Source organism: Loktanella sp. 3ANDIMAR09 (genome assembly GCF_001420005.1).
Lineage (GTDB): Bacteria > Pseudomonadota > Alphaproteobacteria > Rhodobacterales > Rhodobacteraceae > Loktanella.
Window position 1 is genome coordinate 24,058 of sequence record NZ_LJAK01000002.1, and the last position, 24,814, is coordinate 48,871.

A 24,814-nucleotide genomic window follows, 5' to 3' on the forward strand; every position below is an offset into this window, starting at 1 on the left:
CCGCCAAGCTCCGATCAGTCCAGATCGCCGAACAGATCGTCCTGCCGATCGTCATGCTGCGCACTGTTTGCCAGTCGGCGCACGTGGCGCTGGCTGATGTTGACCTCGCGGGCGATTTCCCACCTTTTGAGGCCGCGCGCTTCCAGTTCCAGGACCCGGCGCCTGACCTGACCGGGGTCAAGCGTTGTGGGAACATGGATCGTATTGTCGCCGTAAAAGTCACACAGCATTTCAGCTTGCTCGCGTCCCAGCGCCATCAGTTTGTGGCCGTCTCGTAGCTTGTGCGGCACTTTCAGCTCGACACCGGCAAAATGTTCCACGAGGGCAAAGACCATGCCCATGCCCAAGGTTTCGGCCACGTCCTGCATTGACCCGGTCAGGGCGTCTAACGGGATATTGCGGGAGTTGTGGCCGATGTTCATTTTGCCTTCGCCTTGCCGCGCTTTTCCATGGATTTGAGCGTCTCGATGATCGGTGACGCCTGTTCGTAGGTCAGGAACTCTGGATCCGCGACAGCCGTTCCATTCTTGTCAGCGCGACCCGCCACGAACGTGCGCAACGCTTTCGCCGATCCGTCCTCGACGACGCCCAGCCTGGCGCACGACGCCCAAAGCGCATGGATCAGACGGACATATCCTTTTTTCGAGATACCGGGCTTTGTGGCACTGCCTTTGCCGCGGCGCACCACGAACCCGCGTGCCTTGAAATCGTCCACCACTGCCAAGCGCTGTTTCTCGGTCATATCGCGCAAAGACCGCTTTCCCGTGACGCGCTCGAGCACGTCACGGAAATCGTCATCGCCTAACCCGAACTCGCGTTTGGCGACATGCAGGATCGGGATCGTCTTCATGCCGACACCGCAACGGCACGTGCAATCGGCGGACCCCAGTTGAAGTTCTCGGGGGCTTGGCTCTTGTCCATGCCAAGTACGGCCACCCGCCAGCGTTCCGGCGATCCCTCGACATGGTGGTTCTCGAAGACTTCGACGGGTTCCATCGGTTCGGATGCGGCATCCTCGACAACGTAGTTCGTACCGGGGTCCACAGCCTGCAGCTGTGCCCACCAGAATCCTTCCTCGGTAAATGTCGGCACGGTGCTCATTGCTGATCCTCCGGCTTGGAACCGGCGCAGGATGCCATGTGAAACTTGAGCCCCTTTTCGCCGCGAACGATTTTGCCACAACCTGGGCACGTCGTTGTCGTCCCGTCGCTGGCGATCTTTGTTGTACGCGATCCCATGATCACACCCCCGCCAGATCGAGTGGAATACGGGTTTCTGCCCCGCTCGCAGGATCGACCGTGTAAAAATTGACGTAGGTCGTTGAGCTGTCACGGCAGATGGCCTCGTCGATGGCATCCATCGCGCGGGTCCAGCGATCATCCTCGAAGCGGTGTTCGCGCAACCCGAGGATACCGTCGCGGTCAATGCGCCCCTTGCCGTTGAGGCGGAACACCTTGGTCACGATCTCATGAATGATCTCCGATCCACCCTTGCCCAGTTCATCGGTCATGAACTCGTCGATCAACGCCTTTGCGGCTTCGAGCTGCGGGCCGAAAGTGATGTGTTTGGCGACGGTCATCTTGACCAGATACCGGCCGCAGACGGACCGCAGCGACAGGTTACCTTGCGCACCGCCTTTTTTGACGCCGTGATCTTCGAACATCATCACACGCGCCGCGACCATCTCTGCGAGAGACTGGTGTTTGAAACGCATCAGCTCGGCGCTCATGGTCAGCGCCGCGTGGCACAGGCCAGTCGCCGCATCATGCTCGATCTGCTTTTCGGGCTTGAGCTTGTCGTAGTGGATCGTGCTGCCGTCGGGCCGTTCGATCAGGCGTTCGGATACGGCTTGGGTTTCTGTCATGGCGTTCATGGTGTCTCCAGTTCAGGGATCAGGTTGAGGTCCGGCTCGCCCCGTGTGAGCGGGCCGGTGTAATCTGCGAGAAAGACGTCCGCGACGTAGGCGAGCGCGAAACTTTCATCCTCTGTCAGGTCGAGGACGCCGCGCTTGCCGCGTTGTTTGACCTTCGTCTTCGCGCGGCTGGCGAGGGCGACGATGCGGCGCAGGCCGGTACCGTCCTGGGCGATGGGTGTCTCGAGGTCAGTCATTGCAACTCCTGTGGTGCGACGTTGTCATTGCCGGGCCGTGGTGTGAGCATCACGGGGCGAATTGCGTGACCACGCCAGGCAAAGCCCGGAACGGGTGATCGCCCTTCCAGCCCGGCGGCGATCACTTCCCAGACGCGCATCAACCCCACGATCCGCCATTGCAGTGACGGCGCGAACGCGATCCCGTCCGCACATTCTGTCGTCAGAACATCCGCCGTATTCTTGATGGATCGACTAAGCATGATCGACCTCGTCGTCGGTGCCGTGGTGGCTGTTGGGGCAACCAGACCGGCAGGCGATCCAGTGCCGTAGCGCGTCTGGATCGGACGTCGGCATCGCACGTGACTGGTGATCGCCGCACCGGGCCTGCGAAATCGTCGCAGTGAGGTGGGGGCAATGCACACTGTCGGTAAAACACGCGATCACCTTTGCCGCGATCTTGCCCGTCGCCCCGGCGTAGTCACCGGACAGGACCAGCGAAATAGCAGGGCGGCTGTATCCCAACTGGCGGGCGACATCGGTGATGGATGTCTTTTCAGCCTGCGCGCGCAGGATGGCGCGCCACGGCTCTTCGGGGGTCACATCTGACATGGGAAAACCTCTCGGGTATTGTGGTCGAATACTTCCTTGCGGGTGTTGCGATAGGTCGGGGCGATCTCGCCGGTATCTTTGAACAGGCGGTACCGTTTGAACCCGTTGGACGTCTCGGACGCGCCTCGTGCGCGGGTCGGCATGTCCATCAGAAACCCCGCATCACACAGCCCCCGGCAATACCGGCGCACATTGGCGTGGTCCTTTTCCGTGGGCTCGTCTGCGGCGACCTCGACGATCTCCGCTGTCGAGAACACGCCGCAGAACCGCATCGCACACCAGGCCCGCTGCCGCAGCGTATCGGCAAACGGCTTGCGGCCCAGCCCGGTGTCGGGCCCCTTGGGACCGGACGTGATGACCGTCCCTTCGGCCTGTGCCGCGATACCTTCGTCCGTCAGGGTGAAGACGCCCGTTTCGGTACGGCTCAAGTAGCCGCGGTTGACCAGGTATCCGGCTGTCTTGATCGTCTCGTGCAGGCTGATCCCACTGGCTTCGGCCAATTCAGCCACCGAATGGACCGACCCCGCTTCAAAGAGAACGAACAGCGCGTTCTGATTTTTGGCTGATCCGCTCATACGACCTCCGGCACGTTGATTGCCTGCCCGGTGAGACGGTCATTCACGATATGCTGACCGGCCATGTCACGCAGCGTGAGGCCACCGGCTGCGGGCGGTGTACGCTTTCCGAACCGTTCAATGACGGCCATGGCCTCGATGATTTCGCGGTTCATGCCGCCCGTCACCTTGTGGGTGTAGGTGATTAGATCATCGGCGACCTCGACCTCGCACTTGTCCTCGAAGAACTGGCGCACGTCCTGTTTGGTGGCCGTCTCGAACTTCACGTACTGGGACACCCGTGACGTGATTTGCGGAAACCGTGTCAGATTATGACGGATTTTACCCATACCGACGAGGATCGTGGGCAGCTCGATCATGTCCGACAGATCGCGGATCGTCTCCATGATGCGGGCGTTGGACGAGATATGATCGGCCTCGTCGATGATCAGCGCAAAGGTCCGCTCTGCATGGATGGCAGCGGCCTGTCGCTGCACAAGCGTCTTGAGCGCCAGCTCGAACTTCTTCTCGAACGCATGTGGCGGGTCCTGGCGCAGTTCCTTGAGCAACTCATTGAGGAACCACGCGGGGCGAAACTCTTTCTTGGCCCGCAGGTAAATGGCCTGTTGCTGGACGGCGAACCGGGCCAGCGACGTCGTCTTGCCAAGGCCCGGTTCACCGTCCACGACGATGATGCAGGCCTCGCTGGCACCGCGCTTCTTTACCGCGCTCAACGCGGCGTCCAGGCGCAGGACGTTGGATGTTTTCACGAACTTCTGTTTCATGATGTTTTGCTCTCCTCTGGGTCGTCTGTGGTCTCGCGTCTCCGGCTACGCAGCGTGCCGGAGTAGGGCGAGCAGGGCGTCGATATCGACGCCATGATCTTTCAGCAGTTGGCGGTCGGCGGCGTCGGCGACGCATTCGCGCAGCACGCCCAACTGGCTGGGATGCAGGTTGTCCGGATTGTCGATGGCCCAGTGCGCCAGCTCGGCGTCCGACCCGAAGCGGGGGGCGCTGTTCGCGCTCTTGAGCGCGCGGACCTCGGGACCTTCGCCGACCGAAGCGATCTCCGCCTCGTCGGCGTGGATGGTCGCATGGGCCGCTCTGGGTCCAACCTGTTGAAACGGTGCCGCTTGGTGGCCCGACAGCAGATGTGGCGGATCGAGTTCTTCGGCAATCTCGTCGATCTTGTCCTGCGCACGGCGCAGCCTGCCTTTGGCCCGCCCTTCGTCCGCCAGGCGCTGCATCGTAAGCGGGACGTAACGCTCTTCATTGCCTGCGAACTTTGCGATACAGATCAGGCGACCTGGCACATCCTCGCCGTCTGCCGTGTCGATGGCGCGGACCCAGACGCGATCTGCGTCGTGGATATCGTATCCGACCAGAACCTCGTCGCCGTCGTATTCCTGCAAGGCGATGTTGAAGTAGGTGTTCGTCTTGTACTCGATCAGACAACGGCGGGTTTTACGCCGCACGTAGGGGCGGAACAGATCGTCGCTTTCGGCCTTGGTGACGATGACAGGCTCGAACCCGGTATCGACATGCGATTGCCAGTATTCGTCCGGCGACTGGCGACCGGGCAGTGCGGAATGCGGCTTTGCGTTGTAGGTGGCGATGGCCTTGCGGCACCCTTCGAGGAACTCGTCCCATGTCGGCAGGGACGAACTTGCGCCGATCTCGCGGATTTCCTTGCGGGTTACCTTGAACGATTTCTGGCGGGCCTGACGGTCCATCTCGACACCCACGTAGGTGTCGAACTCGCGCGCCAGCGGGTTCCAGACAGACCCATGAAACCGCTCGATGATCCCGCGCGCCTGGCTGTTCTGGGGCAGCGAGTGATACTTCGTGATGCCAAGCCGTCCCATCAGGCCGGTCATCTGGGCATCGAGCCGCTTGTTCTTGAAGCCCGAGCCACGGTCCACATAGAAGATCGCGGGTACACCATGCTCTTCGCAGGCGTGTCGCAGTGCATCGACCACGCCTTCGGCGTTCTCGGCCAAGCCGATCGAGAACCCGACAGCACGGCGGGTGGCGACATCGACCACGGTCGTGATCTCGGGTCGGAACGGTCGACCGTGCAGTGGATGTGCGACTTCGGCGTCGAACGTCTTGCCGTCGGATGTGTAAACACAGGTCGGCAACAGATCGCCGGTTGAGCGGGTCACGTAGGCCATGCGTGATTTGAGTGTCAGCGAACCTTCGCGGCCGCGATGCCTTTCCACGTTGCCCAGCTTGTCGATCAGACGGCGCACCTTGGAATAGGTGATCGGCTCATTGGTACCGTGCGGTGTCCGCAGGAAGGCGTCGAGCGCCTCTGTAATACAGGGCTTCTGCGGTCGCGCGTAGTGCCCGAGAAAGTCCCAGAACCACGCAGGGACGTCCGCACGTTCCTTGGTCGGTTTCGGGGCCAATGCGCCAATCCCGTCGGCATCGCGATACTGAAACCAGCGCAACAGGGTCGGTCGCGACACATTGGCGGTCTTTGACGCACGATCGTTGGCTGTTGCAATCGTCGCTGCATCAAGGTCGAGATCAATCTCACCCGCGACAAACAGTCGGACGGTCTGCGTTCTGGTGTAGCCCTCTGCCACCTGCACATTCTCGATAGCGGCCAGGACAAGCGATCTGGCATTCATCACCTGGCGCTGACGGGCGGTCAGGGCGGTGGTGTCCAGCGCCTGGCGCTTTGCGACCTCGACGTCGCGGCGGGTGGCGTTGCTCTCAACCGTGACAGCGCGAGACACTTCGGCTTCCAGCGCCGCCTTCATGGCTTCCGGCAACAGTGACACGTGGTATTCCGTCCCACCGCCACCTGCGGCACCGGACCGCTTGCGCACGAACCGGGGCAGATCGGACCACCCATCAATTCGGGCACGGCGGTTCACGTTTTGCTTCGTATGCGGCATACACGACAGGCCAAGGCGCTTGGCGGCGTCGGCAATCTCCTGGGCTGTCATGAAAGTATCCATTTGGTCCGTCCTGTTCAGAAGTCGCGGCGGATGATATGTGGAATGCGGTAGATCACACCCAAAGCGAGGCGGGCGACATGGCGGATGGCGTTGAAGAACTTAGAGACCGGATTGTCAGTCTCGAAAGCCACGTCCGCCTGCTCGACCGTGAGAGCAGGTTCATGCGTCTCTTGCTGGAGGTCACGAATATCTCCGTAGATGCCGCGATCCGTGATCATGAGGAATTCGTCGTCAGCAACCTCGAACTGTTGGATAACCTGCCGCTGGACTTGCAAATGCTCCGGGACGACTTCGTCGCAAAGATGCGCGACCGCGCGCAAAGCGAATGCTGATCGTACTGTCTTTTGGCCTTCATGCGCACGGCTAACCGCTTCCTCTGACAGGAACAGCTCGGTCATTTGCCACCCCCGATCCGGCGTTCGACCCAGCCCATGATCCGCTCTTCGTTGGCGGTCAGCACGGCGTCGAGTTCGGGATCGGCCAGCGACTGCAAGCTCTTGTTGATCCCCGCGAACCGCTTTTCGACGGAATTGAGGACCCGGCCATTCGCCAAGATGAACAGCGCGTCTGGCACGTTCGTGGCCTTCGGCTGTGTGCCGTTCGGGGGCAGGATCAGTGCCAGCGCCTTGGCCTGCACCGCTGCGGTTTCCTTGGACAACTGCATCAGGCCCGCTTGGTGATCGGCCAACCAGGTGCCGCGCACGGTGGACTTGCTGGCGGGCGACAGGCCGTTCCACATCGCGACGGCCAAGCGGATCGCGCGGTCGGTCAGGCCGATCTTTTCGGACAGGTCGTGGCAAAAGGAAATAATTTCCGTTTGCCTCTCTTTGCCGCCGGTATGCTGGTTACCACGGTCGCCGCCGGCTTTCGTTTCGGGATGCAGCGCCTCGTAGGCGTCCTTGAGGTCGGACAGGTGGTGTGCACGGTCCAGTGCGGACAATTCGCGCCGACCGATGTTCTCTGTGATCTCCAGCACCTTGGCTTCGGGCCACGACTTGGCCTCTGACCAACGTGCCAGGATGTGCGTCTCCCCGTTCAGCGCCTGGGCCGCGATGCGGTGCGCACCGGCAACCAGCACCGGCGCTTTGCCATAGCGCCACAGGGTGATCGGGTTCAGCATTTCGCCGTCGCGGAACATGGCCGCAAGGGCCGCGACCCAGTCGGGGTCTACGTCGCGCGACCGTCCCTCTTGCAGGATGTCGGCGATGGCGACCATTTCGGTACGGTCGTCGGGCGCGGTGTTTGTTGTCGTGTCGGTCATGTCGGTGTGTCTTTCGATGGGGGTCTTAGGTCAGGGCGAGGTCGGCCACGTGATAGGGACGGTCCTGACCGTTCCCCAGCAGGCCAAGCCGCACGGTGTTCAGGTCGTTCCGGGCATCGCGCAGCGCGCGGTAGGTGTCGGGATCGACATTGTGCGGACACACCAACCCCATGATGTTAAGGGCGGCGTCGATCTGGGCGATAGCGGCGACAATTTCTTCGTAATCCATGGGTGAGGTCCTTTATTCGGAGGGTTCAAATTCAGCTTTGCAGCAGGGGCTTACATTGTGTGGCTGGGTCAGGATCGTCTTGCTGCCATCAGTCCTGGTTTCTGTCGAATAGGCGAAATCAACAGTTTCGATCTCGGCAAATTCCCTGCCGCATTTCATGCAGACATTCATATCGTGGCCCTTTTTCGTGATGTTTTGACGGTCGGTGGCCTAGCTGGGATCACCCCAGTAGATGACGCTGCCTTCGAACGGCAGACCGTGGGTGTCGTGGAACCAGTCAGCCATTTCGGTGAAGCCCTCGAAGCCATCAGCCTGTGCGAACTCATTGTCGGTCTGCGGTGCAGATCGATCATGGATGATGGAATGTAGCCGCGTGCCGTTCAGCCACATCTCGGTCGGTTCGATCCTGATCCGGTCAATTGCGATCACGGTCGCCTCGCCCAGCAGGCGGCACTGTGGCGTCCGCATGCCGGTATACAACTTGAGCCGATCACCGACCCGCGCGTGGGGCCGACCGTCCTTGCGATCCGCACGTACCGTGCGCCGCTTTGTGCCGTCCTCGACGTCCGCGGCGAACCGCAACATGAAATTAAGTGCTGGCATCGGAAACTCCTGCCTGGATATCGGTGGCGATCTGGTCGGCGATATCGTGGACCGTCATGCCGGGTTCGATGTACGTGTCGGGCCGCACGAACACGGCCATCAACGCGGCGACATTGTCGTGCCCCGCCAGCAGCGCGTGAGCGTCCTTCGACAGCAGATCACAACTCCGCCGCAGCCCGATGGCAGCGGTCTGCATCTGCTCCGACCCTTCGATCTGCTCGAACAGAAACGCCGCGGCAGCATTCATGGCGCGGGCAGCGACGATCTGCTCATAGGTGAACCGACCCGCGACAATGCCGCGATTGATGATCTGCGTCGCTGCCTCGACCAGCGCTTCGCCCGCTTGGGCATTCGCGACCGTCATCAGACTGCAACCCCGTCATCGCTGATCCGCGACCGACATCCGTTACACATGCGATTGTGTGGACCTTCGGACAGGAACGCTTCGGTGCAAGTGATGCACTTCCGTTCGCGCTCTTTCGCCTTACGCTCCAGCCGGTCCTGCGCCACGTCCGCGCTGTCCTTGCTCCAGTATGGCCCGGCGACATCGTCACCGTCGCGGGTGATGTAGAACCGGCCGTGCTGGCCTCTGATAGAAAACGCCCCCATCATGCCACCTGCGTCGTCTGGGCGCGCTCGGTCAGCTCGCGTGACCTTTGCGCTGCCTGGTTGCTGACGAACCGCATTTCCCCCGCCAGATGTGGGTCGCTGATCCGGCCCAGCAGACGGTTTGCGAAATACAGGCGGTCCTTTTCCGTCAGATGCGACAGCGCCTCTTCGGCGACGGACTGCAACGCCTGTTCGAACTGGCGATGCGGCGCGCTCATGATGTCACCATCAGCGCATGGAACGACACGCTCGACATCAGGCGCACCCGCGTGGGTAGGGTGGACATCAGTTTCAGCTCTGCCTGGCGAGCAATAAGCGCGTTGCGCTCTGCGGTAGTGGGTGGGGCTTTGGGCGGTGCGGGCAGCGGGGTCATGCTGCGGCATCCGTCTGTGCGCTGGCCGCGTTCAGCTTGGCGACATGCTGCTCCAGCCGCTTGCGGTAGGCCAGTTCGACAACCTCGCGCCCGGCACCGTCGATCAGACGACCCAGCAACACAGTGCCGGTCGGCCCGCTGTTCACGCCCTTGAGTGCGTTGCGCGCCATCGTGACGTTCGTGGCGTTCTGTTTGCACCACACCTCGAACGTCGTGCCGCTCGATTTGAAGGTCCCGAGCACGACCTCGTAAAGCACGAGGCCAGGCTCGGGGTGGAACGATTGGTCTTTCTGGGTCATAGTGATTACCTCAACTGGGTGTAAGTTTCGCCTGCTCATAGCGAATATATCCCAAATGAGCGCCGCGTCAACGACTGATTGGTACAAATGAGTATTCCTGACCGCATACGAGCGCTAGCTGCCGATAATAATACTGATATCAAGGGGTTGGCTCTCCGTGTGGGTGCCAAGCCGCGTACAGTTCAGAACTACGTTCTTGGTGAAAGAGCTATAGGTGCTGAATTTCTGTCGATGCTTACTTCAGGGATGGGAGTATCCGCATCTTGGGTACTGACCGGAATGGAGCCAATGTACCTCAATCGCACTCAATCGAGCGTCGTCGCTACTTCTGATTATGTACCTATTGCGAAATTCACTGTTTCCGCATCGGCTGGTGGTGGGGCTATCGTTCCCAATGAAGATCAGGTCGGGCAGTATGCGTTCAGCAGCCGCTGGATCAAACGGCGGGGCCTGAAACCCGACAGCCTGGCGATCATCACCGTGACCGGTGACAGTATGGAACCCAAACTGCGGGACAACGATCTGATCCTGGTCGATCGCGATCAGCGCGATCCCAGCGATGGCCGCGTCTATGTCGTCCGCATCGGCGACGAGCTGCTCGTCAAACACATCCAGCGCACCGGTGCCCGCGTCATCGACCTGATCAGCACCAACCCGATCTATCCCGCCCGCACCATCGACCTCGCCGCCGAAAGCGACAGCGTCCAGATCATCGGCCGCGTCGTCGCCTCGATGCAGGAGTGGTGATCGCCGGATATCGAGTATTCCACCTTAATATGAACGCCAAATCTGGGCCTCCGGTTTAGATCTCTGTTTCTAAATGTTTTTCTTAAGGTGGAATACTCAAGCTAAGGTGGAACGCGAATGTTCCACCTCTCAAGTATCATTTGACGCTACCTTTGAGACAGTTACAGGCGCTCCAACCGCCACGCCAGTGGCCGTAGCGCCTGTTTTCATTGGTCCATCTGACTTTGCGCCCGCACACCATCAATCCACCATTTACGGGCCGTTTTGTGTTCCACCTGTCTCAGAGGTGGTGTTTATATGGTGCACTTTGCGCTCACTTTCACGTCGGCCAATTTTGCCCCCGATCCCGCATCGCCCTTTTTTATAGGCGGTTCAGGTTCTCTCCCGTCTCAAAGCGTCGTCTCAAAGGTACCAGCCCCCCACAGTTCGGGCGAACGCAGCTGAAAACCTTGTCGGGTTTGTGGTTGCCACCGTATGTTCAGCGGCGCCCTTTGATGCCGGGAATCCGCCGGGTGACGCGGTTCGCTTGTCGGGCTTTGCGATATGCAGGCTGTCTGCGCCGGACGCCTGCGATCAGTGGGCCTGCACTGCACGTCGCCTCTTGCTCTGCCGTGACTTTGGGCCGCGATCGCCTGCGCGTCCCGAATGGCGGCATCGGTGATCAGGCGTTGCCGCGTGACATGGCTGCCTTTGATCCGCTATTTTCCACCAGGTTGTGGCAGACAGGCGCAGGGAGGGTGTCATTGCACCACGTGTCATGTTCCTGAGGCTGGTCGCGCTGGGTCTGCTGGGCTTGTCCGTCCTCTTTGGCTTTCTTTTTCATGCCATGCATGTCCGTTGGCGTGGGTGTTTTGATGCTATGGGGCGCTGCTTTGATGTCCAATCCGGTATCGTTTACCATCAACAATCAGGACTGGTCTGGGGCCTGCTTATGGCGGCGACCTTTGTGGGTGCCCTTGTTTTGATCTGGCTGTCTTGGAAAAGGGGCTGACGTCAGAGCCGCGTGCAGCCATCGGGTGCGCGGCCTGCGGCGGGCAAAACGGCTCCCATTCAGGATCAGGGGAAATCCGCGGGTTTGCACCGGACACCCTTACCAGTTGGGCCGCGTTTCGATAGGATCGAACAAAATCTCCAGAAACGGGCGACGAAAATGTTGACGAGCAGACGCATGTTTTCCCTTGGCGCGCTGGCAAGCGTATTGGCGGGCTGTGGTGGACGCGGTGGTGGCACCGTGATGGCTGGTCCGGCGGCCGCACCCGGCATGCAGGCTGTTGCGAATCCGGCCTATGACGCATGGGTGGCCGGTTTTCAGCGTCGTGCCGCCAATGCGGGTATCACGCAAGCGACACTGGACCGGGCATTTGCGCGTGCCGGTTTCCTGCCTGACGTGGTCGAACGTGACCGCAACCAGACAGAATTCACACGCACGCTGGAGGAATATCTGGCAATCGCTGCATCCGAGGAACGCATCGCCAAGGGGCGCGCCAATTATGCACGCTACCGCGATACGCTGGCCCGGATCGAGGCGCGATACGGCGTCGAGGCGCATGTCGTCACGGCGGTCTGGGGGCTCGAGAGCATGTTCGGTGAACGCCGTGGCGATGTGCCCGTGATTTCCGCCTTGTCGACGCTGGCATTTGACGGCCGCCGCGGCGCATTCTTTGAAAGCCAGTTGATCGGGGCGCTGCGGATCCTGCAAAGCGGGGACATCACCCCCGATCGGATGACCGGCAGCTGGGCGGGGGCGATGGGGCACACGCAGTTCATCCCCACGTCCTATCTGGAATATGCCGTTGATTTCACGGGCGATGGCAGGCGCGACATTTGGGGTGAGGATCCGACGGATGCACTGGCCAGCACGGCGGCGTATCTTGCGCGGTCAGGCTGGCGTCAGGGCCAGCCCTGGGGTGGCGAGGTCGGGTCGCCCGGGGCCGCTGCCGGAACGCGTCGTCTGACGCCGCAACCCAGTGGCCCGACATTCGCCGTCGGTCCGAATTTCAACGCGATCAAGCGCTACAACAATTCGGATTCCTACGCGATCGGCGTGGGGCATCTGTCCGACCGGATCATCGGCGCAGGTCCGATCCGCGGCAGTTTCCCGCCCGACCGCTATGGTTTGACCGGCGACACCCGCAAGGAGTTGCAACAGCGCCTGACCACGGCAGGGTTCGATACACAAGGTGCCGACGGTGTTCTGGGTGCCAATTCCAGAGCCGCCATCACGGCCTATCAGCAGCGCAATGGGCTGGCCGTAACCGGAGAGCCATCGCTGGACCTGCTGCTGCGGCTACGGGGCTGATAGTTGCCCTGAACTTGATCTGGTTTTAGCAATGCAACCTGAGGTTCCGAAGAATTGTCTACGTCATAACACTTTTCTGACCAATTTCCCCTGTTCACTGAGACCCGAGGTTGTTCCAAAAAATGGAAAACCTGTCTTTTGGGGTATAAGTCATGAAAATTCTCGCGGTCGATGACGATCCGTTCATCCTGGAGCTTTTGGTCAGCCTTGTCGGTTTTCTGGATGGGCACGAGCTGGTGACGGCAACTGATGCGATCGATGCGCTGCGGGTGATGGAGCTCAATCCGGACGTCGAATGTTTTCTGGTGGATATCCAGATGCCCGGGCGTGACGGGATCGAGCTGTGCCGCGATATTCGTCGTGATCCGCGCTTTGCCCGGTCGCCCGTGATGATGCTGACCGCAATGGCTGACAAGGACCACATCGACCGTGCCTTTGCCGCCGGTGCAACGGATTATATCAACAAGCCGTTCGACGTGGCAGAGCTGTCCGAGCAGCTGGAACTGGCCAGCTGGCGCATCACGTCGCGCGAGATATCGCATGATCGCCTGACGCAGACGCCATCGGGTCACATGGTCAGCGAAACGGCGGGTCCACTTGCGCTGTATCAACCGTTCGAAATCCACGATGTCGATGGGGTCGTCACCCTGACCGCGCTGGAAAATTACATCACCAAGCTGTCGCGGAACGCGCTTTATGGTTCCAGCGTCGTCGGTGTCACGCTGCGCGAGGCGGATCGGTTCTTTGCCGCGCTGTCCGAATTCGATTTTCGCTGCCTGATGGCCGACCTGTCCGAGGCGCTGAGCGATGAATTGGCGCATTTCAATCCGCTGCTGTCCTATGTCGGCAGCGGCACATTTGTCTGTATTCTCGAGGACGGTGCGCGTCTGGATGCGCAGCGTTTCACCGATGCGCTGAACCTGTCGATCCATCGGATGGACCTGCACGCCAGCACGGGTGAGCGTCTGCATCTGCGCATGTGCGTCGGTGAGGCGGTCAGATTGTTCTGGCGGCCAGGTCAGCAGGCGATCGAATGCCTGTCGCGTGCCCATGCCAACGCCGAGGCCGAGGCGCAACGACGCGAACGCGACCTGGACGCGTTCTGGATGTTGGAGCGTTCGGCATGAATCAATCATCCATGTCTTCGATGAATGCGGCGATCGAGCGCCTGCGCGATCGGTTCATGACCGAATACCGCGAAAGACACGCAGAGCTGATAACGCTTGGGCTACAAATCGGGGTATCGGGCGACGACCGCGAGACACTGGACCGTGCGAAGGCCAATCTGCATCGGACCGCCGGCACCGCCGGCACCTTGGGCCTCGAACGTCTGGGACGCGAGGCATCACGCGCCGAGGAACGAATTGCCCATCTGTTGAAATCAGAGCAAATCGACCAAGAGCAGGCAATCCGTGTGCTGGTCCAGTTTCTGGATATTTCCGAAAGTTTCGTCAAACACTAGCCGGTTGCAAGGCGACCAGGGATTGATGATGGCGGCCTCTCACACCTTGAGGGCCGCCATTATGTCGTCTGCCAGTGTGATCGGATCAAAGGGTTTCGCGATGACGGCCACGGCACCTTGATCCAGCAAGGCCTGTTTTTCGACGGATTGCACCCGTGCAGTCATGAAAATCGCAGGCACATCGGACAGGGCAGGGTCCTTGCGCAGGATGGCCAGAACCTCGGGGCCGGTCATGTTCGGCATCATCACGTCCAGCAAGAGGACGTCAGGTGCAAAACCCGCCGCATGATCCACGGCCATCTGCCCATCAGCACATTGCAGGATTTCGAACTGTCCCGACATGCCCAGGGCGAGTTCTGCGATCTCGCGGATATCGGGGTCGTTTTCGGCGTGAAGAATCTTGATCATGATACTACTTTCCCTCGCTACCTGGCGCTACGCCTGACAATGTGATGGTGACGGTGGTGCCCCTGTCCTGGGTGCTGGACAGTGAAATGCTGCCATCATGCGCCTCGACAATCGTTTTCACGATGGCCAGTCCCAATCCCGTGCTGCCCGACCGATTGCGGTGAATCGATCCTGCCTGATTGAATCGTTCGAAAATCGTTTCCAGCGCATCTGCGGGGATTCCTATACCCTTGTCAGAAACCTGGATTTTGTGTGACCCGTTGCCCAAGGTCGTGAGTACGATAGAAATCGTGCCACCCTTATGAGAGAATTTGCAGGCGTTCGAGATCAGGTTGGTCATGACCTGATGCATGCGATCGGCATCCAACAGCGCCATGGCCGGATGGTCCGGCACGTCGCAACTGACGTTCACGCCATAACCTTTGGCAAAATCGGTGTTCGCCTCGCAGGCAGCGTCGATGACCGTGCGCAGATCCGTGGGGACCATGTCAAAGCTCATGTTGCCGCTGGACATTTTTTCGAGGTCCAGAATGTCGTTGACCAGCAGCATCAGCCGTCCGACGTTGCGATGTGCGATATCCAGCAGTTTGCGGGTCTGGTCGGTGATTGGGCCAGATGCGCCTGACAGGGCCAGTCCCAGCGCGCCCTTGACCGACGTCAACGGGGTGCGCAGCTCGTGGCTGACGGTTGCGACGAAATCATCACTCAGGCCGGATGACCCGGCAGGACGGTTGCGCAGGATCAACAAGTAAGGTGCCTCGTCGCAAGGGCCGCAACGTTGCGATTCGATGCAATAGAGCTGACCTGCGAAACTGACATGCGCTTCACTCCGGTGGGTGTGCTGTCTTGCAAGCGCTGCCTTCAGCGCGTCCTTGCCGGTCTCGAACGGTATTGATGTGAGGGTTCGCGTGCCAACATCGCCCGCGTCAAAGAGCGCGCGCGCCGCTGCGTTCATGTAGATGATCGTGTTTCGATTCGCCGCCAAACCGATGACCGGATCGGGTAATGTGTCCAACAACAACGATGGTCCAAAAAAATAATTCTGGGCTGAAATGCCCAAGGCAGCAACGGTCGAAAAATCAGTCGGCATCGAATGTCCCTATTCCTTTGGAATAAACGGCCGTAATTGCGCCGCTGTTTCCTATAATTAATTTGTCAAATGAATATGCCCAAAGAATGGCTGAGAAGGTGCATGTTAGTGAATTGGCATCAGGCGACGTCGCGCAGTTGCATGACGACCTGTTCGACGCATTTACGTGATTTCGTCAGCGACAGGCTGATCCGCTTGTCGATATTCTGGCGATCGTGGGATGACAGGACAACAAATCGTGCCTGTGGCTGCGCATTGACGAGGGCATCCACCACTTCGGCGGCGTCACCATCCTTCAGCTCCCAGTCGATGATTACGGTATCAAAAAGTCCGTCGAACATCGTCTTGCGGACCTCTGCCAGTGATTGCACGACCTGCACATCGGCAAAGTCCTGCAAGCTGAGTTTCAGGATTTCGGCAAAGTCCTTGTCATCCTCCAGATGCAGAATACGTTTGCGCACATTGATCTTGGGTTGGGCGATCTGAACGTTCACCGGGGCAAGGCCATCCGCGATAGGGCAGGTGAACCAGAATTCCGTGTGACCGGGAACGCTGTCGAAACCGATTTGGCCCCCCATGTTCTCGACGATCTGGCGCGAAATGTTCAGGCCCAGGCCAGTGCCGCCCTTGGTGCGGGTGTCGGAACTGTCGGCCTGCGAGAACGGTTTGAAAATGTGGGCGCGAAAGCTGTCGGGCACGCCGGGGCCATGGTCGGTCACGCTGAACCGCAGATCGGTCCCACGACGGCTGAGGCCAAGCACGATCTGCGACCCCAGCGGGGCGTATTTGCAGGCATTCGACAACAGGTTCGTCAGCACCTGCAAAACGCGGTCCACATCCGCATGGACCATGGCACCGCGGGTGTCGTCCTGAACCTGCAATGATACGCCGTGGCGTTCGGCGTAGGGGGCATTCTGTTCGATTGCCTGTTGCGCCATCGCGACGCCCACTTGCGGTCTGATATCGAAATCCAGCTTGCCCGCGCTGATTTTTTCGAGATCCAGAATGTCGTTCACCAGATAGATCAACCGGTCGACATTCGACTGGGCAATATCCAGCAGGCGCGGGGGGGCGTTCGGTCCGGCCTTGGCCATCAGGCCGATTGCGCCCTTGATCGACGTCAGCGGTGTGCGCAGTTCGTGACTGACGGTGGCCACGAATTCAGACTTGATGCGCGCGGCTTCTTTTTCCTGGGTCACGTCGCTGATCTGCATCACAAACAGGTCTGCACGGGCATTCGGGTTGGGGGCCCAGGACACCTTGACCACGCCCCAGCGGACATCGCCGTTGGGCTGGGTGATCTTGTGCTCACCGCGATAGGTCTTTTCGGTGCAACCCTGCAGGTTGATGACCGCACGCACGATGTCTGCCCCCTCTGCGGGGCCGAACAGGTCGCTGAGCTGCATTTGAGACAGTTCGGCGCGGCTGCGCCCGGTCAGGCTGGCCATCGCGCCGTTCGGGTCGGTCAGGTTGCCGTCCCCGTCGATGATGACCATGCTGACAGGTGCATGTGCCTGTGCCAACCGGATCCGTTCCTCGCTGGCCTGAAGGGCATCCTGCAAGTCGCGCTGGGCCTGAATGTCGGTCTGTGCACCGATCATTCGCAGGGCGCGGCCTTCGGCGTCGCGTTCTACCACGACGGCATCGGATTTCATGTAGCGCCAGCTGCCGTCGGCAAATTTCACACGAAATTCGGCGATCGACCGTGGTTTGCGGCCCGAGATGCAGTCAAGATAGGCCGCGTTGAGGTGGGCGCGGTCATCGGGGTGGATGCGCGCGTTGAACGCCTCGTGGACCTGTTCCATCGGCATGTCGGGGTCGATTTCCATCAGGCGACGCCACGTGTTCGACACCATATGCAGTCGCGTCTGGGGGTTAAGGTCAAACACACCGATGTCGGCCCCGCTGAGGGCCAGATTCCAGCGTTCTTCTGTCTTGCGCAATTTATCCGCGCTTTCCGTTTGTGCGGTGACGTCGCGCAGAATGACGGTATGCCGGATTTCACCATCCGCCGCGCGCCAGGTATTTCGCTGCAATTCCAGATATAATGTCTGGCCGCTGTTCAGCGCATATGTCGCCTCGGCAAAGGTCCAGTCATTTGTCAGGTCCTGCGTGGTAAGCAGGTCCCGCAGGCGCTGCCCCTCCAGCGTATCGTCGTTCATGCCCAAGAGCGCCTTGGCGGCCGTGTTGGCCGAAATGATCCGGCCCTGCTGGTTCAGCACCAATACGCCGAACACGGCATTGTCGACGATCGCGCGGTTGCGGTCCTCGTTCGATATGATCTGACGGTTCGCCAGAACTTCGGATTTGGTAATGGCCGATACGTAGCCGATCAGCAGGATCGTGATGAAAGCGCCCCCCGCCAGCACGAGCCATGCCACATGGTGGCCCTGTGCTTGGGAAAACAGGGGCGTGCTGGCCCAGACGATGTTCCACTGACGCCCATAGACCCGCAGGCTGGCACTGCGCGAATAGGTTGCCTCTGCATAGGGTTGCTGACCGAAAATCGGCGTGCCGGGGTCGGCGGAATCGTAGATGGTCATGGTGAACATCTGGTCCTGACCGGCGGTCAATCCGGTCAGCAGATTTTCGGCAAAGATCGGGGCATAGACCCAGTCGAGAAACGCGGCACGGCGTTCCATCAGTGTTTCGCGCGGCATGCCCCCTGCGTAGCGGGGCCGCAACATCAGGAAACCGACCTGATCATTGCCGCCCTGCACCAGTGCGAGCGGCCCGGTCAATTTGGTCAGGCCGCGATCGCGGGCGTTGACGGCCGCTGTGTAGCGATTGACCTCAAAGGCGATATCCAATCCACGCGCCTTGGCATTGGGTTGATAGGGTTCGATGTGTCGAATGACCATCTTGTCGGGGCGTTCACGGATCGGATGGATCACGATTTCGCCGACGTTGTCCTGACGCGCTGCATTCAGGAATTCCGTCAGATTGCCGCGGTCAACCGGTTGGATCAGTCCGATGCCGGACACGGCGGGCAGGTTGCGCGCAATATCCAGTGAGGCGACGTAGTCGATCCAGTCCTGCTGGGTGACCTCGTCCGAGGCATTCAGCAGACCAGCGACACCGTCCAGCGCCAATGACACCGCTGCAAATCGTTGCAAAATTGCTGCCTTGCTGTCGGCAGTCATCGATTCAAAAGCGGTCGCGGTGCGTTTGCTTGCCAGGTCGTAGGTCAGCCACGTCGTAAAGATCGTCAGGGCAATCGTGACCGGTATGGCCAGCTGTCGAATGGACGTCTGCATCGCAACCCCTTGTTTCGGGACCTCATGTCCCGTTGCAACTTACGGTAGTGATACCGCGCGGCTGTGGCAGACGATTTGCCAGATCATTATGACTTTTTTCGGACCTGTGGCGGGCAGGCCTAAACATTTATCAAGATGAGGTGCCAACCTCGGGGTCTGGTGGCAATCTGTTGCGGATCAACGCCGTGACATCGACCTGCGCACCCAAGCGTGCGGCCAGCAGGAACACGCCGCCGAATTTGCGTTGCAGCAACAGGACCTCGATCGAGAGCGGGGGCGGCACGAATCCCGCTTCGGCGAGGGCCATGCCTTCGGCCTGCATCTGGCGGGACATGCTGCGGTCGCTGAAATCGTATCGCGGTGTGTCACCCAGCGCGGCAAAGACCGTTCGCATCATGGCCATGATGCGGTCGCGGTGGTGGTCAGCGGTCTGTGTCGTCAGAAACCCGATGTCGCCTGCGGCCTGTGCCATTGCATCAACGTCATCGCGCAGTCCTGCGCTGATCAACCGGGCGTAATTTCGGGCGGTTTGCGCGGAAATGCCCTGTGCCGCGCCGAAATCCAGCAATATGATCCGGCCCGTGTCCGGATCGTATTGGTAATTCGCGAAATTCGGATCGGTCTGCATCTGACCAAAGACGAACAATTCCTGCAATGTCAGGTCAATCAGGTCGGCGGCAACCCGGTCACGCACCAGTTGCGGCTGGTCAATGATGCTCTCGACCGGAACGCCTGACACGAAATCCATGCTCAGGATCTGTGGCGTGCTCCAGTCGGGATGACATCGCGGCACGACGAAACGTGAATCATCCGCCAGCAAATCGCCGAAACGGGTCAACTGGCCTGCTTCGCGGGCGTAGTCGGTTTCCTGATGCAGCTGATTGCGGGCCTCGGCCAGATAGGGGCCCAGCTCGAACCCCTTGGGCAACAATCCGGACATGCGCATCAATGCGCCCACATTGGCAACATCGCTGTCGATGCTGTCGGCCACGCCGGGATATTGCACCTTGATCGCCAGATCGCGCCCGTCGCGCAGTTGTGCCCTGTGCACCTGCCCGATCGAGGCCGCGGCGATGGGCCTGACATCAAAGGATTTGAACTGCGCCAGCCAGTTGGCGGGCCACTGAGTGTTCAGCACCTTTTTCAACTGGGCGGGCGGCATGTAGTGTGCATCGTCGCGCAGCCGGGCCATGATCTGCGACAATTCCGGCGGCAGAACATCACCTGTATCCATCGAGATGAGCTGCCCCATCTTCATCGCCGCGCCGCGCATCTTGGCCAGCTGGTCTGCGACACGGGTGATGTTGGCAGGTGTCAGCATCAGTCCGCGCAAGGTCGGGCGCTGGCCGCGACCCAGTTGTGCAGCACCGTTTACCGCCATGTTGCCCGCTATTCCGGCTGTCATCGATCCCAGTCGGCCCAGCCGGGATAACCTGTGGGCAGGCACGGACAGCGGGCGGGATGTCTTGGGATCATTGCGCATGGCAGACAGTTAGCCGTGTGTCGCGACACGACAATCATATACCGCGCCGCGGACTGCGACAAATTCGCAAACTGTCTGAAATTTCAGGGGAAAACCGTGGCAGCCCGTAGGGGAATCGAACCCCTCTTTCCAGGTTGAAAACCTGGCGTCCTAACCGATAGACGAACGGGCCACGCTTGGTGAGGGCCTTTTAGGCAAGCCACGGGGTGGGGGCAAGAGACATTTTGCACCCTTTCGTTAAAAAGTTTCGACGGCCCCTACGTCAGCTGCTGCGGCATCCTCGAGCCGCAGTTGTGGCGAGGTGCGGCCCTGCCATGTGTTGATTTCCAGCTTGCCGGCCAGATGGAAACGCGCACCGCCGTGGCCTGTCAGCGCAGGACCCATCGGACCGTCCATCGCGCCAAAGGCAATCGCGTCGATGCGGGTTCCCAGACCGTCGCCAAAGGTGATTTTCAAGTGGCCGGTGCCGACGGCCTTGGCAAACAGAATCTGGCTATCGGGAAAGGCAAAGCGCGGGGCGGGCGCACCTGCGCCAAAGGGGCCCGCCTGTTCGATCTGGTGGATCAGGTCCACCGTCGCGGCACCGGGCATCAGCACGCCATCAAGGCGCAGGTCGGCCGGTCCCAGTGCGCCCGCACCTTGTCGGTCGAGCAGGGTCGCGATCCTGTCCATTGCCGCCTCCAGCCCGTCCTCTGCCACGGTCAGGCCGGCGGCCATCTTGTGACCGCCGCCTTTCAGCAGCAGGCCCTCTGCCGCGACGCGTTGAATGACGGCGCCCAGGTCAATGCCGCTGACGGACCGCCCGGATCCTTTGCCGATACCATCATCCAGCCCGATGACGATGGCGGGGCGGTTCGTCGCCTCTTTCAGCCTGGCGGCCACGATGCCGACGACGCCGGGATGCCAGCCTGCGCCTGCGGCCCAGACCAGCGGTGCATCCAGACCGCGTGCCGTGGCCTGTTCCAAGGCCGCCTCGCGCACACGCGCCTCGATGTCGCGTCGTTCCGTGTTCAACAGGTCCAGCCGTTCGGCCAGCGCCTGCGCCTCATGGGGGTCATCTGTCGCGAGGAGCCGGGCGCCAAGGTCAGCCGCACCGATGCGACCGCCTGCGTTGACCCGTGGACCCAGCAGAAACCCAAGGTGATGGGATGTGGGGGCCTGATCCAGCCCGGCCACATCCGCCAGCGCCGTGATGCCGACCCGGTCGCGGCGGGCCATGACCACCAGCCCCTGCCGTACCAGCGCACGGTTCACCCCGACCAGCGGGGCGACGTCGGCCACGGTCGCCAGGGCCACCAGATCCAGCATCGCCATCAGGTCGGGACCGCTTGCGCCGTCCGCCTTCATCAGGCGGTTCACCTCGACCAGCAGCAGGAACACCACGGATGCTGCGCACAGGTGGGCCAGCGTGCCGTCCTCGTCCTGCCGGTTCGGGTTCACGACGGCCACGGCGGGAGGCAGTGTGTCCGTCCCCAGATGGTGATCCAGCACGATCACGTCCGCGCCGCGGGCCGCCGCAATCGGGCCGTGGGACAGGGTTCCGCAATCGACGCAGATGATCAGATCATGATCACGGGCCAGCGCCGCCATCGCCGCATCGTTGGGGCCATAACCTTCGTCGATGCGGTCCGGGATATAGAGTGTGGCCCGCAGGCCCATCTGGCGCAGCCAGACCAGCAGAAGTGCGGCGGAGGACCCGCCATCCACATCGTAGTCCGCAAAAATCGCGATGCGTTCGCGGGATTTGACCGCCGCCAGAAACCGCGCGGCGGCGACATCCATATCGCGCAGGCTGCGGGGATCCGGCAGCAGCTCGCGCAAGGTCGGTGCCAGAAACCCTGCCGCCTCTTCGGGGGGGACGCCGCGTCGCACCAGCGTGCGGCACAGGGCAGGCGGCAGGGATGTGATCTGCGCCATCGCCTCTGACTGGCGGTCTTCTTCGGCACCGGGTCCGATCCAGCGCCGTCCGGTCAAGGATGCATTGACGCCGAGGTATGCGGCTGTTGTGGTCATGCGGTGTCCTGCCTGATCTGGTGATCCGGCCGGGGGGCCGGGCAGGGACGTCCTATCCTAGCTGACCGGGCGACGATAGCGCATTTGCCGGATCGACCCGCTGCGCGACCGCATCAACAGGGTCTCGACCGACACGAAATTTCCCTCGCGGCGCACGCCTGCCAGCAGGCTGCCGTCGGTGACACCTGTCGCTGCAAAGATCACATCGTCAGTCACCATGTCGTCACGGTTATAGACGCGGTCGAAATCGGTGATCCCGGCCTTGGTGGCGCGGCCCCGTTCGTCGTCATTGCGGAACATCAGCCGGCCCATGATCTGCCCGCCAAGGCATTTCAGGGCCGCTGCCGCCAGCACACCCTCGGGTGCGCCGCCAGAGCCCATGTACATGTCGATTCCCGTGCGGGTGCTGTCCGCGCAATGCATCACGCCAGCGACATCGCCATCGGTGATCAGCCGGATGGCTGCCCCCGTGGACCGGATCGCCTGGATCATATCCTCGTGTCTGGGGCGTTCCAGCACGCAAACGGTAACTTCTGCAGGCTTGCAGCCCTTGGCCCTGGCCAGTGCCTTGACCCGTGTGGCCGGGTCCATGTCCAGTGTCACGACACCTGCGGCATAGCCCGGACCGACGGCCAGTTTGTCCATGTAGACATCGGGCGCATGCAGCATCGACCCACGCGGCCCCATGGCAATGACAGCCAGCGCATTGGCCATGTCCTTGGCGGTCAGCGTGGTCCCTTCGAGTGGATCAAGCGCGATATCGACCGCAGGACCGGCCCCGGTGCCGACATCCTCACCGATATAGAGCATGGGTGCCTCGTCGCGTTCACCCTCGCCGATGACGACGGTGCCTGCGATGGCCAGACGGTTGAGCGCGCCGCGCATGGCATCGACCGCAGCCTGATCCGCTGCCTTTTCGTCGCCGCGTCCGATCAGGGGATGACAGGCGATGGCGGCGGCCTCTGATACGCGGGCCAGCGCAAGGGACAGCATTTGGTCGTCAAAGGTCGCAGCGTCGGTCATCGGATCTTCCTGTGTTGTGCGGGCGCGACCTAGCCCGTGCAACATGACATCAGCAAGACCGAGAACGCTAACAGTCGTCCACGACCCGGCGCGTCAGACTGTTTCGATGCGGATCGCGACAGGGGTCTGGGTCAGCACGCCCGTGCTGTCAAAGCGGGCCATAGCCTCGTCCAGTGCTGTGCGCGTCGTCTTGTGCGTGACGATCAGCACGGGCGCCGCGGTATCGGCGTGATCATACTGGCGCATCCGGTCGATGCTGACGCCCGCATCGCCAAGGATCGTCGCGACCTTGGCCAATGCGCCGGGTTTGTCCAGCAGTTGCAGGCGCAGGTAATAGGGGGCGGGGACCGCCGCCTGTGCCGCGCGGGCCTTGCGCAACGTGCTGGCGGGCTGGCCAAAGGTGGACAGGCGCGACCCGCGTGCAATGTCCATCACGTCACCCATGATGGCGCTGGCCGTGGGGCCTTCGCCCGCACCCGCACCGCGCATCACGATCTGGCCGACGGCGTCGCCTTCGAGGACGACCATGTTGGTGCCGCCCGACAGTTGCCCAAGTGGCGAAGTATCGGGCACAAGGCAGGGCGACATGCGCTGTTCCAGACCGCGGCCCGTCAGCTGGGCCACGCCCAGCAGCTTGATCTTGTAGCCCATGTCGGCGGCTTGGCGGATGTCCTCGATGGTCACGGACCCGATGCCTTCCAGCGCGACGCCGTCGAAATCGACCTGCGTGCCGAATGCGATGGATGACAGCAGCGCCAGCTTGTGCCCTGCGTCCACGCCGCCCACGTCCAGGTTCGGGTCAGCCTCGAGGTAGCCCAGTGCATTGGCTTCGTCGAAGACCTCCTGATAGGTCAGGCCCGCGTCTTCCATCCGGGTCAGGATGTAATTGCAGCTGCCGTTCATGACACCCATGATCCGGGTGATGGCGTTGCCGGCAAGACCCTCGGTCAGGGTCTTGACCACCGGGATGCCGCCTGCGACCGCGGCCTCGAACCGGATGACGCGGCCCGCGGCCTCGGCCGCCACGGCCAGGGCCTGCCCGTGGATCGCGAGCAAAGCCTTGTTGGCGCTGACCACGTCCTTGCCCCCTGCGATGGCGGCTTCTGTGGTGTCCTTGGCGGGGCCGTCATGGCCGCCCATGACCTCGATCACCACGTCGACGTCCGACCGGTAGGCCAGTGCCACGGGGTCGTTTTCCCAGGCATATGCGGACAGGTCGACACCGCGATCCTTGTCCCTGGACCGGGCGGAAACCGCGCTGATGACGACCGGTCGGCCCGCGCGTGCGGCCAGCAGGTCGGCATGGGCCTGAACGATTTTGACGATCCCTGCGCCGACGGTGCCAAGGCCCGCAATTCCAAGGCGAAGTGGGTCAGTCATGGCGGGCTCCGGTCGTTGATGAGGATTTCGTCAGCCTGTTAGCGAAATCGCGCTG

The 24,814-nt window shown here is 61.3% G+C and carries 31 protein-coding genes and 1 tRNA gene; 4 read left to right on the forward strand and 28 right to left on the reverse strand.

Translation table 11 applies throughout. The features are described from left to right. Positions 1 to 14: 14 nt before the first annotated feature. The 19 genes from AN189_RS02945 to AN189_RS03030 form a co-directional block, all read right to left on the reverse strand. Entirely contained in the window at positions 15 to 422 is a 408-nt protein-coding gene (locus tag AN189_RS02945; protein WP_056030853.1) for a helix-turn-helix domain-containing protein, read from the reverse strand. After that, the gene (locus tag AN189_RS02950; protein ID WP_056030856.1) at positions 419 to 850 is read right to left on the reverse strand and encodes a regulatory protein GemA; all 432 of its coding nucleotides are present in this window, start codon (positions 848 to 850) and stop codon (positions 419 to 421) included. Before AN189_RS02950 ends, AN189_RS02945 begins: the two co-directional genes overlap by 4 nt. Then, positions 847 to 1,101 (reverse strand): hypothetical protein, encoded by a 255-nt coding sequence (locus tag AN189_RS02955; protein WP_056030860.1) that lies wholly within the window; start codon positions 1,099 to 1,101, stop codon positions 847 to 849. Before AN189_RS02955 ends, AN189_RS02950 begins: the two co-directional genes overlap by 4 nt. Before the next feature lie 139 nt (positions 1,102 to 1,240). Beyond that, on the reverse strand, positions 1,241 to 1,873 hold the full coding sequence (locus AN189_RS02960) for a DUF3164 family protein (protein WP_056030863.1): 633 nt from the start codon (positions 1,871 to 1,873) through the stop codon (positions 1,241 to 1,243). Next, positions 1,870 to 2,109, reverse strand: a complete 240-nt coding sequence (locus AN189_RS02965; protein ID WP_056030867.1) for a hypothetical protein — start codon at positions 2,107 to 2,109, stop codon at positions 1,870 to 1,872. The genes AN189_RS02960 and AN189_RS02965 overlap by 4 nt, the downstream gene beginning before the upstream one ends. Next, the gene (locus tag AN189_RS02970; protein ID WP_056030870.1) at positions 2,106 to 2,351 is read right to left on the reverse strand and encodes a hypothetical protein; all 246 of its coding nucleotides are present in this window, start codon (positions 2,349 to 2,351) and stop codon (positions 2,106 to 2,108) included. The genes AN189_RS02965 and AN189_RS02970 overlap by 4 nt, the downstream gene beginning before the upstream one ends. Beyond that, positions 2,344 to 2,700, reverse strand: coding sequence for a hypothetical protein (locus AN189_RS02975; protein ID WP_056030873.1), 357 nt, complete (start codon positions 2,698 to 2,700; stop codon positions 2,344 to 2,346). The genes AN189_RS02970 and AN189_RS02975 overlap by 8 nt, the downstream gene beginning before the upstream one ends. Next, positions 2,688 to 3,275 (reverse strand): hypothetical protein, encoded by a 588-nt coding sequence (locus AN189_RS02980; RefSeq protein WP_056030876.1) that lies wholly within the window; start codon positions 3,273 to 3,275, stop codon positions 2,688 to 2,690. Before AN189_RS02980 ends, AN189_RS02975 begins: the two co-directional genes overlap by 13 nt. Beyond that, a complete protein-coding gene (locus tag AN189_RS02985) occupies positions 3,272 to 4,039 on the reverse strand; it encodes an AAA family ATPase (protein ID WP_056030879.1) in 768 nt (255 codons plus the stop codon). The genes AN189_RS02980 and AN189_RS02985 overlap by 4 nt, the downstream gene beginning before the upstream one ends. Before the next feature lie 45 nt (positions 4,040 to 4,084). Further along, positions 4,085 to 6,223: a Mu transposase C-terminal domain-containing protein gene (locus AN189_RS02990; protein WP_056030881.1), complete on the reverse strand. Its 2,139-nt coding sequence runs from the start codon at positions 6,221 to 6,223 to the stop codon at positions 4,085 to 4,087. A gap of 14 nt (positions 6,224 to 6,237) precedes the next feature. Beyond that, positions 6,238 to 6,621, reverse strand: coding sequence for a hypothetical protein (locus AN189_RS02995; RefSeq protein ID WP_056030891.1), 384 nt, complete (start codon positions 6,619 to 6,621; stop codon positions 6,238 to 6,240). Beyond that, a complete protein-coding gene (locus tag AN189_RS03000) occupies positions 6,618 to 7,484 on the reverse strand; it encodes a hypothetical protein (RefSeq protein WP_056030894.1) in 867 nt (288 codons plus the stop codon). Before AN189_RS03000 ends, AN189_RS02995 begins: the two co-directional genes overlap by 4 nt. 25 nt (positions 7,485 to 7,509) lie before the next feature. Further along, complete coding sequence (locus tag AN189_RS03005; RefSeq protein ID WP_056030898.1) at positions 7,510 to 7,713, reverse strand: hypothetical protein; 204 nt, start codon at positions 7,711 to 7,713, stop codon at positions 7,510 to 7,512. A 210-nt stretch (positions 7,714 to 7,923) separates the two neighbouring features. Further along, entirely contained in the window at positions 7,924 to 8,316 is a 393-nt protein-coding gene (locus AN189_RS03010; protein WP_157057365.1) for a hypothetical protein, read from the reverse strand. Beyond that, positions 8,303 to 8,680: a hypothetical protein gene (locus tag AN189_RS03015; RefSeq protein WP_056030904.1), complete on the reverse strand. Its 378-nt coding sequence runs from the start codon at positions 8,678 to 8,680 to the stop codon at positions 8,303 to 8,305. Before AN189_RS03015 ends, AN189_RS03010 begins: the two co-directional genes overlap by 14 nt. Next, positions 8,680 to 8,925, reverse strand: coding sequence for a hypothetical protein (locus AN189_RS19325; protein WP_172794848.1), 246 nt, complete (start codon positions 8,923 to 8,925; stop codon positions 8,680 to 8,682). The genes AN189_RS03015 and AN189_RS19325 overlap by 1 nt, the downstream gene beginning before the upstream one ends. Then, a complete protein-coding gene (locus tag AN189_RS03025; RefSeq protein WP_056030910.1) occupies positions 8,925 to 9,143 on the reverse strand; it encodes a hypothetical protein in 219 nt (72 codons plus the stop codon). The genes AN189_RS19325 and AN189_RS03025 overlap by 1 nt, the downstream gene beginning before the upstream one ends. After that, entirely contained in the window at positions 9,140 to 9,298 is a 159-nt protein-coding gene (locus tag AN189_RS19065) for a hypothetical protein (protein ID WP_157057366.1), read from the reverse strand. Before AN189_RS19065 ends, AN189_RS03025 begins: the two co-directional genes overlap by 4 nt. Beyond that, positions 9,295 to 9,597 carry a hypothetical protein gene (locus AN189_RS03030; RefSeq protein ID WP_056030914.1) on the reverse strand — a complete coding sequence of 101 codons (303 nt, stop codon included), beginning with the start codon at positions 9,595 to 9,597 and terminating at the stop codon, positions 9,295 to 9,297. Before AN189_RS03030 ends, AN189_RS19065 begins: the two co-directional genes overlap by 4 nt. A 288-nt stretch (positions 9,598 to 9,885) precedes the next feature. Here AN189_RS03030 and AN189_RS03035 point away from each other — a divergent pair, with 288 nt between their 5' ends. Beyond that, complete coding sequence (locus AN189_RS03035; RefSeq protein ID WP_056030917.1) at positions 9,886 to 10,344, forward strand: S24 family peptidase; 459 nt, start codon at positions 9,886 to 9,888, stop codon at positions 10,342 to 10,344. 661 nt (positions 10,345 to 11,005) lie between these two features. On the opposite strand, the gene AN189_RS19070 is transcribed toward AN189_RS03035, so the two are convergent. Further along, on the reverse strand, positions 11,006 to 11,245 hold the full coding sequence (locus AN189_RS19070) for a hypothetical protein (protein WP_172794849.1): 240 nt from the start codon (positions 11,243 to 11,245) through the stop codon (positions 11,006 to 11,008). Between the two features lie 249 nt (positions 11,246 to 11,494). On the opposite strand from AN189_RS19070, the gene AN189_RS03045 reads away from it, so the two are divergent. The 3 genes from AN189_RS03045 to AN189_RS03055 all read left to right on the forward strand — a co-directional run bounded on the left by AN189_RS03045 (position 11,495) and on the right by AN189_RS03055 (position 14,105). Beyond that, positions 11,495 to 12,643: a lytic murein transglycosylase gene (locus AN189_RS03045; RefSeq protein ID WP_056030922.1), complete on the forward strand. Its 1,149-nt coding sequence runs from the start codon at positions 11,495 to 11,497 to the stop codon at positions 12,641 to 12,643. A gap of 152 nt (positions 12,644 to 12,795) precedes the next feature. Then, entirely contained in the window at positions 12,796 to 13,770 is a 975-nt protein-coding gene (locus AN189_RS03050; protein WP_056030925.1) for a PleD family two-component system response regulator, read from the forward strand. A gap of 11 nt (positions 13,771 to 13,781) precedes the next feature. Then, entirely contained in the window at positions 13,782 to 14,105 is a 324-nt protein-coding gene (locus tag AN189_RS03055) for an Hpt domain-containing protein (protein WP_172794850.1), read from the forward strand. Positions 14,106 to 14,144: 39 nt separating this feature from the next. Here the strand turns inward: AN189_RS03055 and AN189_RS03060 are convergent, their stop codons facing one another. The 8 genes from AN189_RS03060 to AN189_RS03095 form a co-directional block, all read right to left on the reverse strand. Continuing rightward, entirely contained in the window at positions 14,145 to 14,513 is a 369-nt protein-coding gene (locus tag AN189_RS03060; RefSeq protein WP_056030931.1) for a response regulator, read from the reverse strand. A 4-nt stretch (positions 14,514 to 14,517) separates the two neighbouring features. Continuing rightward, complete coding sequence (locus AN189_RS03065) at positions 14,518 to 15,603, reverse strand: cell wall metabolism sensor histidine kinase WalK (RefSeq protein ID WP_056030934.1); 1,086 nt, start codon at positions 15,601 to 15,603, stop codon at positions 14,518 to 14,520. A 119-nt stretch (positions 15,604 to 15,722) separates the two neighbouring features. After that, positions 15,723 to 18,860, reverse strand: coding sequence for a CHASE domain-containing protein (locus AN189_RS03070; protein WP_056030937.1), 3,138 nt, complete (start codon positions 18,858 to 18,860; stop codon positions 15,723 to 15,725). Positions 18,861 to 18,990: 130 nt separating this feature from the next. Continuing rightward, the gene (locus tag AN189_RS03075; protein ID WP_056030940.1) at positions 18,991 to 20,343 is read right to left on the reverse strand and encodes an AarF/ABC1/UbiB kinase family protein; all 1,353 of its coding nucleotides are present in this window, start codon (positions 20,341 to 20,343) and stop codon (positions 18,991 to 18,993) included. A 97-nt stretch (positions 20,344 to 20,440) separates the two neighbouring features. After that, a tRNA-Glu gene (locus tag AN189_RS03080) sits at positions 20,441 to 20,515 on the reverse strand. A gap of 65 nt (positions 20,516 to 20,580) precedes the next feature. After that, complete coding sequence (gene recJ / locus AN189_RS03085) at positions 20,581 to 22,356, reverse strand: single-stranded-DNA-specific exonuclease RecJ (RefSeq protein ID WP_056030943.1); 1,776 nt, start codon at positions 22,354 to 22,356, stop codon at positions 20,581 to 20,583. 57 nt (positions 22,357 to 22,413) lie between these two features. Beyond that, positions 22,414 to 23,379 carry a class II fructose-bisphosphatase gene (gene glpX, locus AN189_RS03090; protein ID WP_056032057.1) on the reverse strand — a complete coding sequence of 322 codons (966 nt, stop codon included), beginning with the start codon at positions 23,377 to 23,379 and terminating at the stop codon, positions 22,414 to 22,416. 93 nt (positions 23,380 to 23,472) lie between these two features. Beyond that, on the reverse strand, positions 23,473 to 24,759 hold the full coding sequence (locus AN189_RS03095; protein WP_056030946.1) for a homoserine dehydrogenase: 1,287 nt from the start codon (positions 24,757 to 24,759) through the stop codon (positions 23,473 to 23,475). Between the last annotated feature and the right edge of the window lie 55 nt (positions 24,760 to 24,814).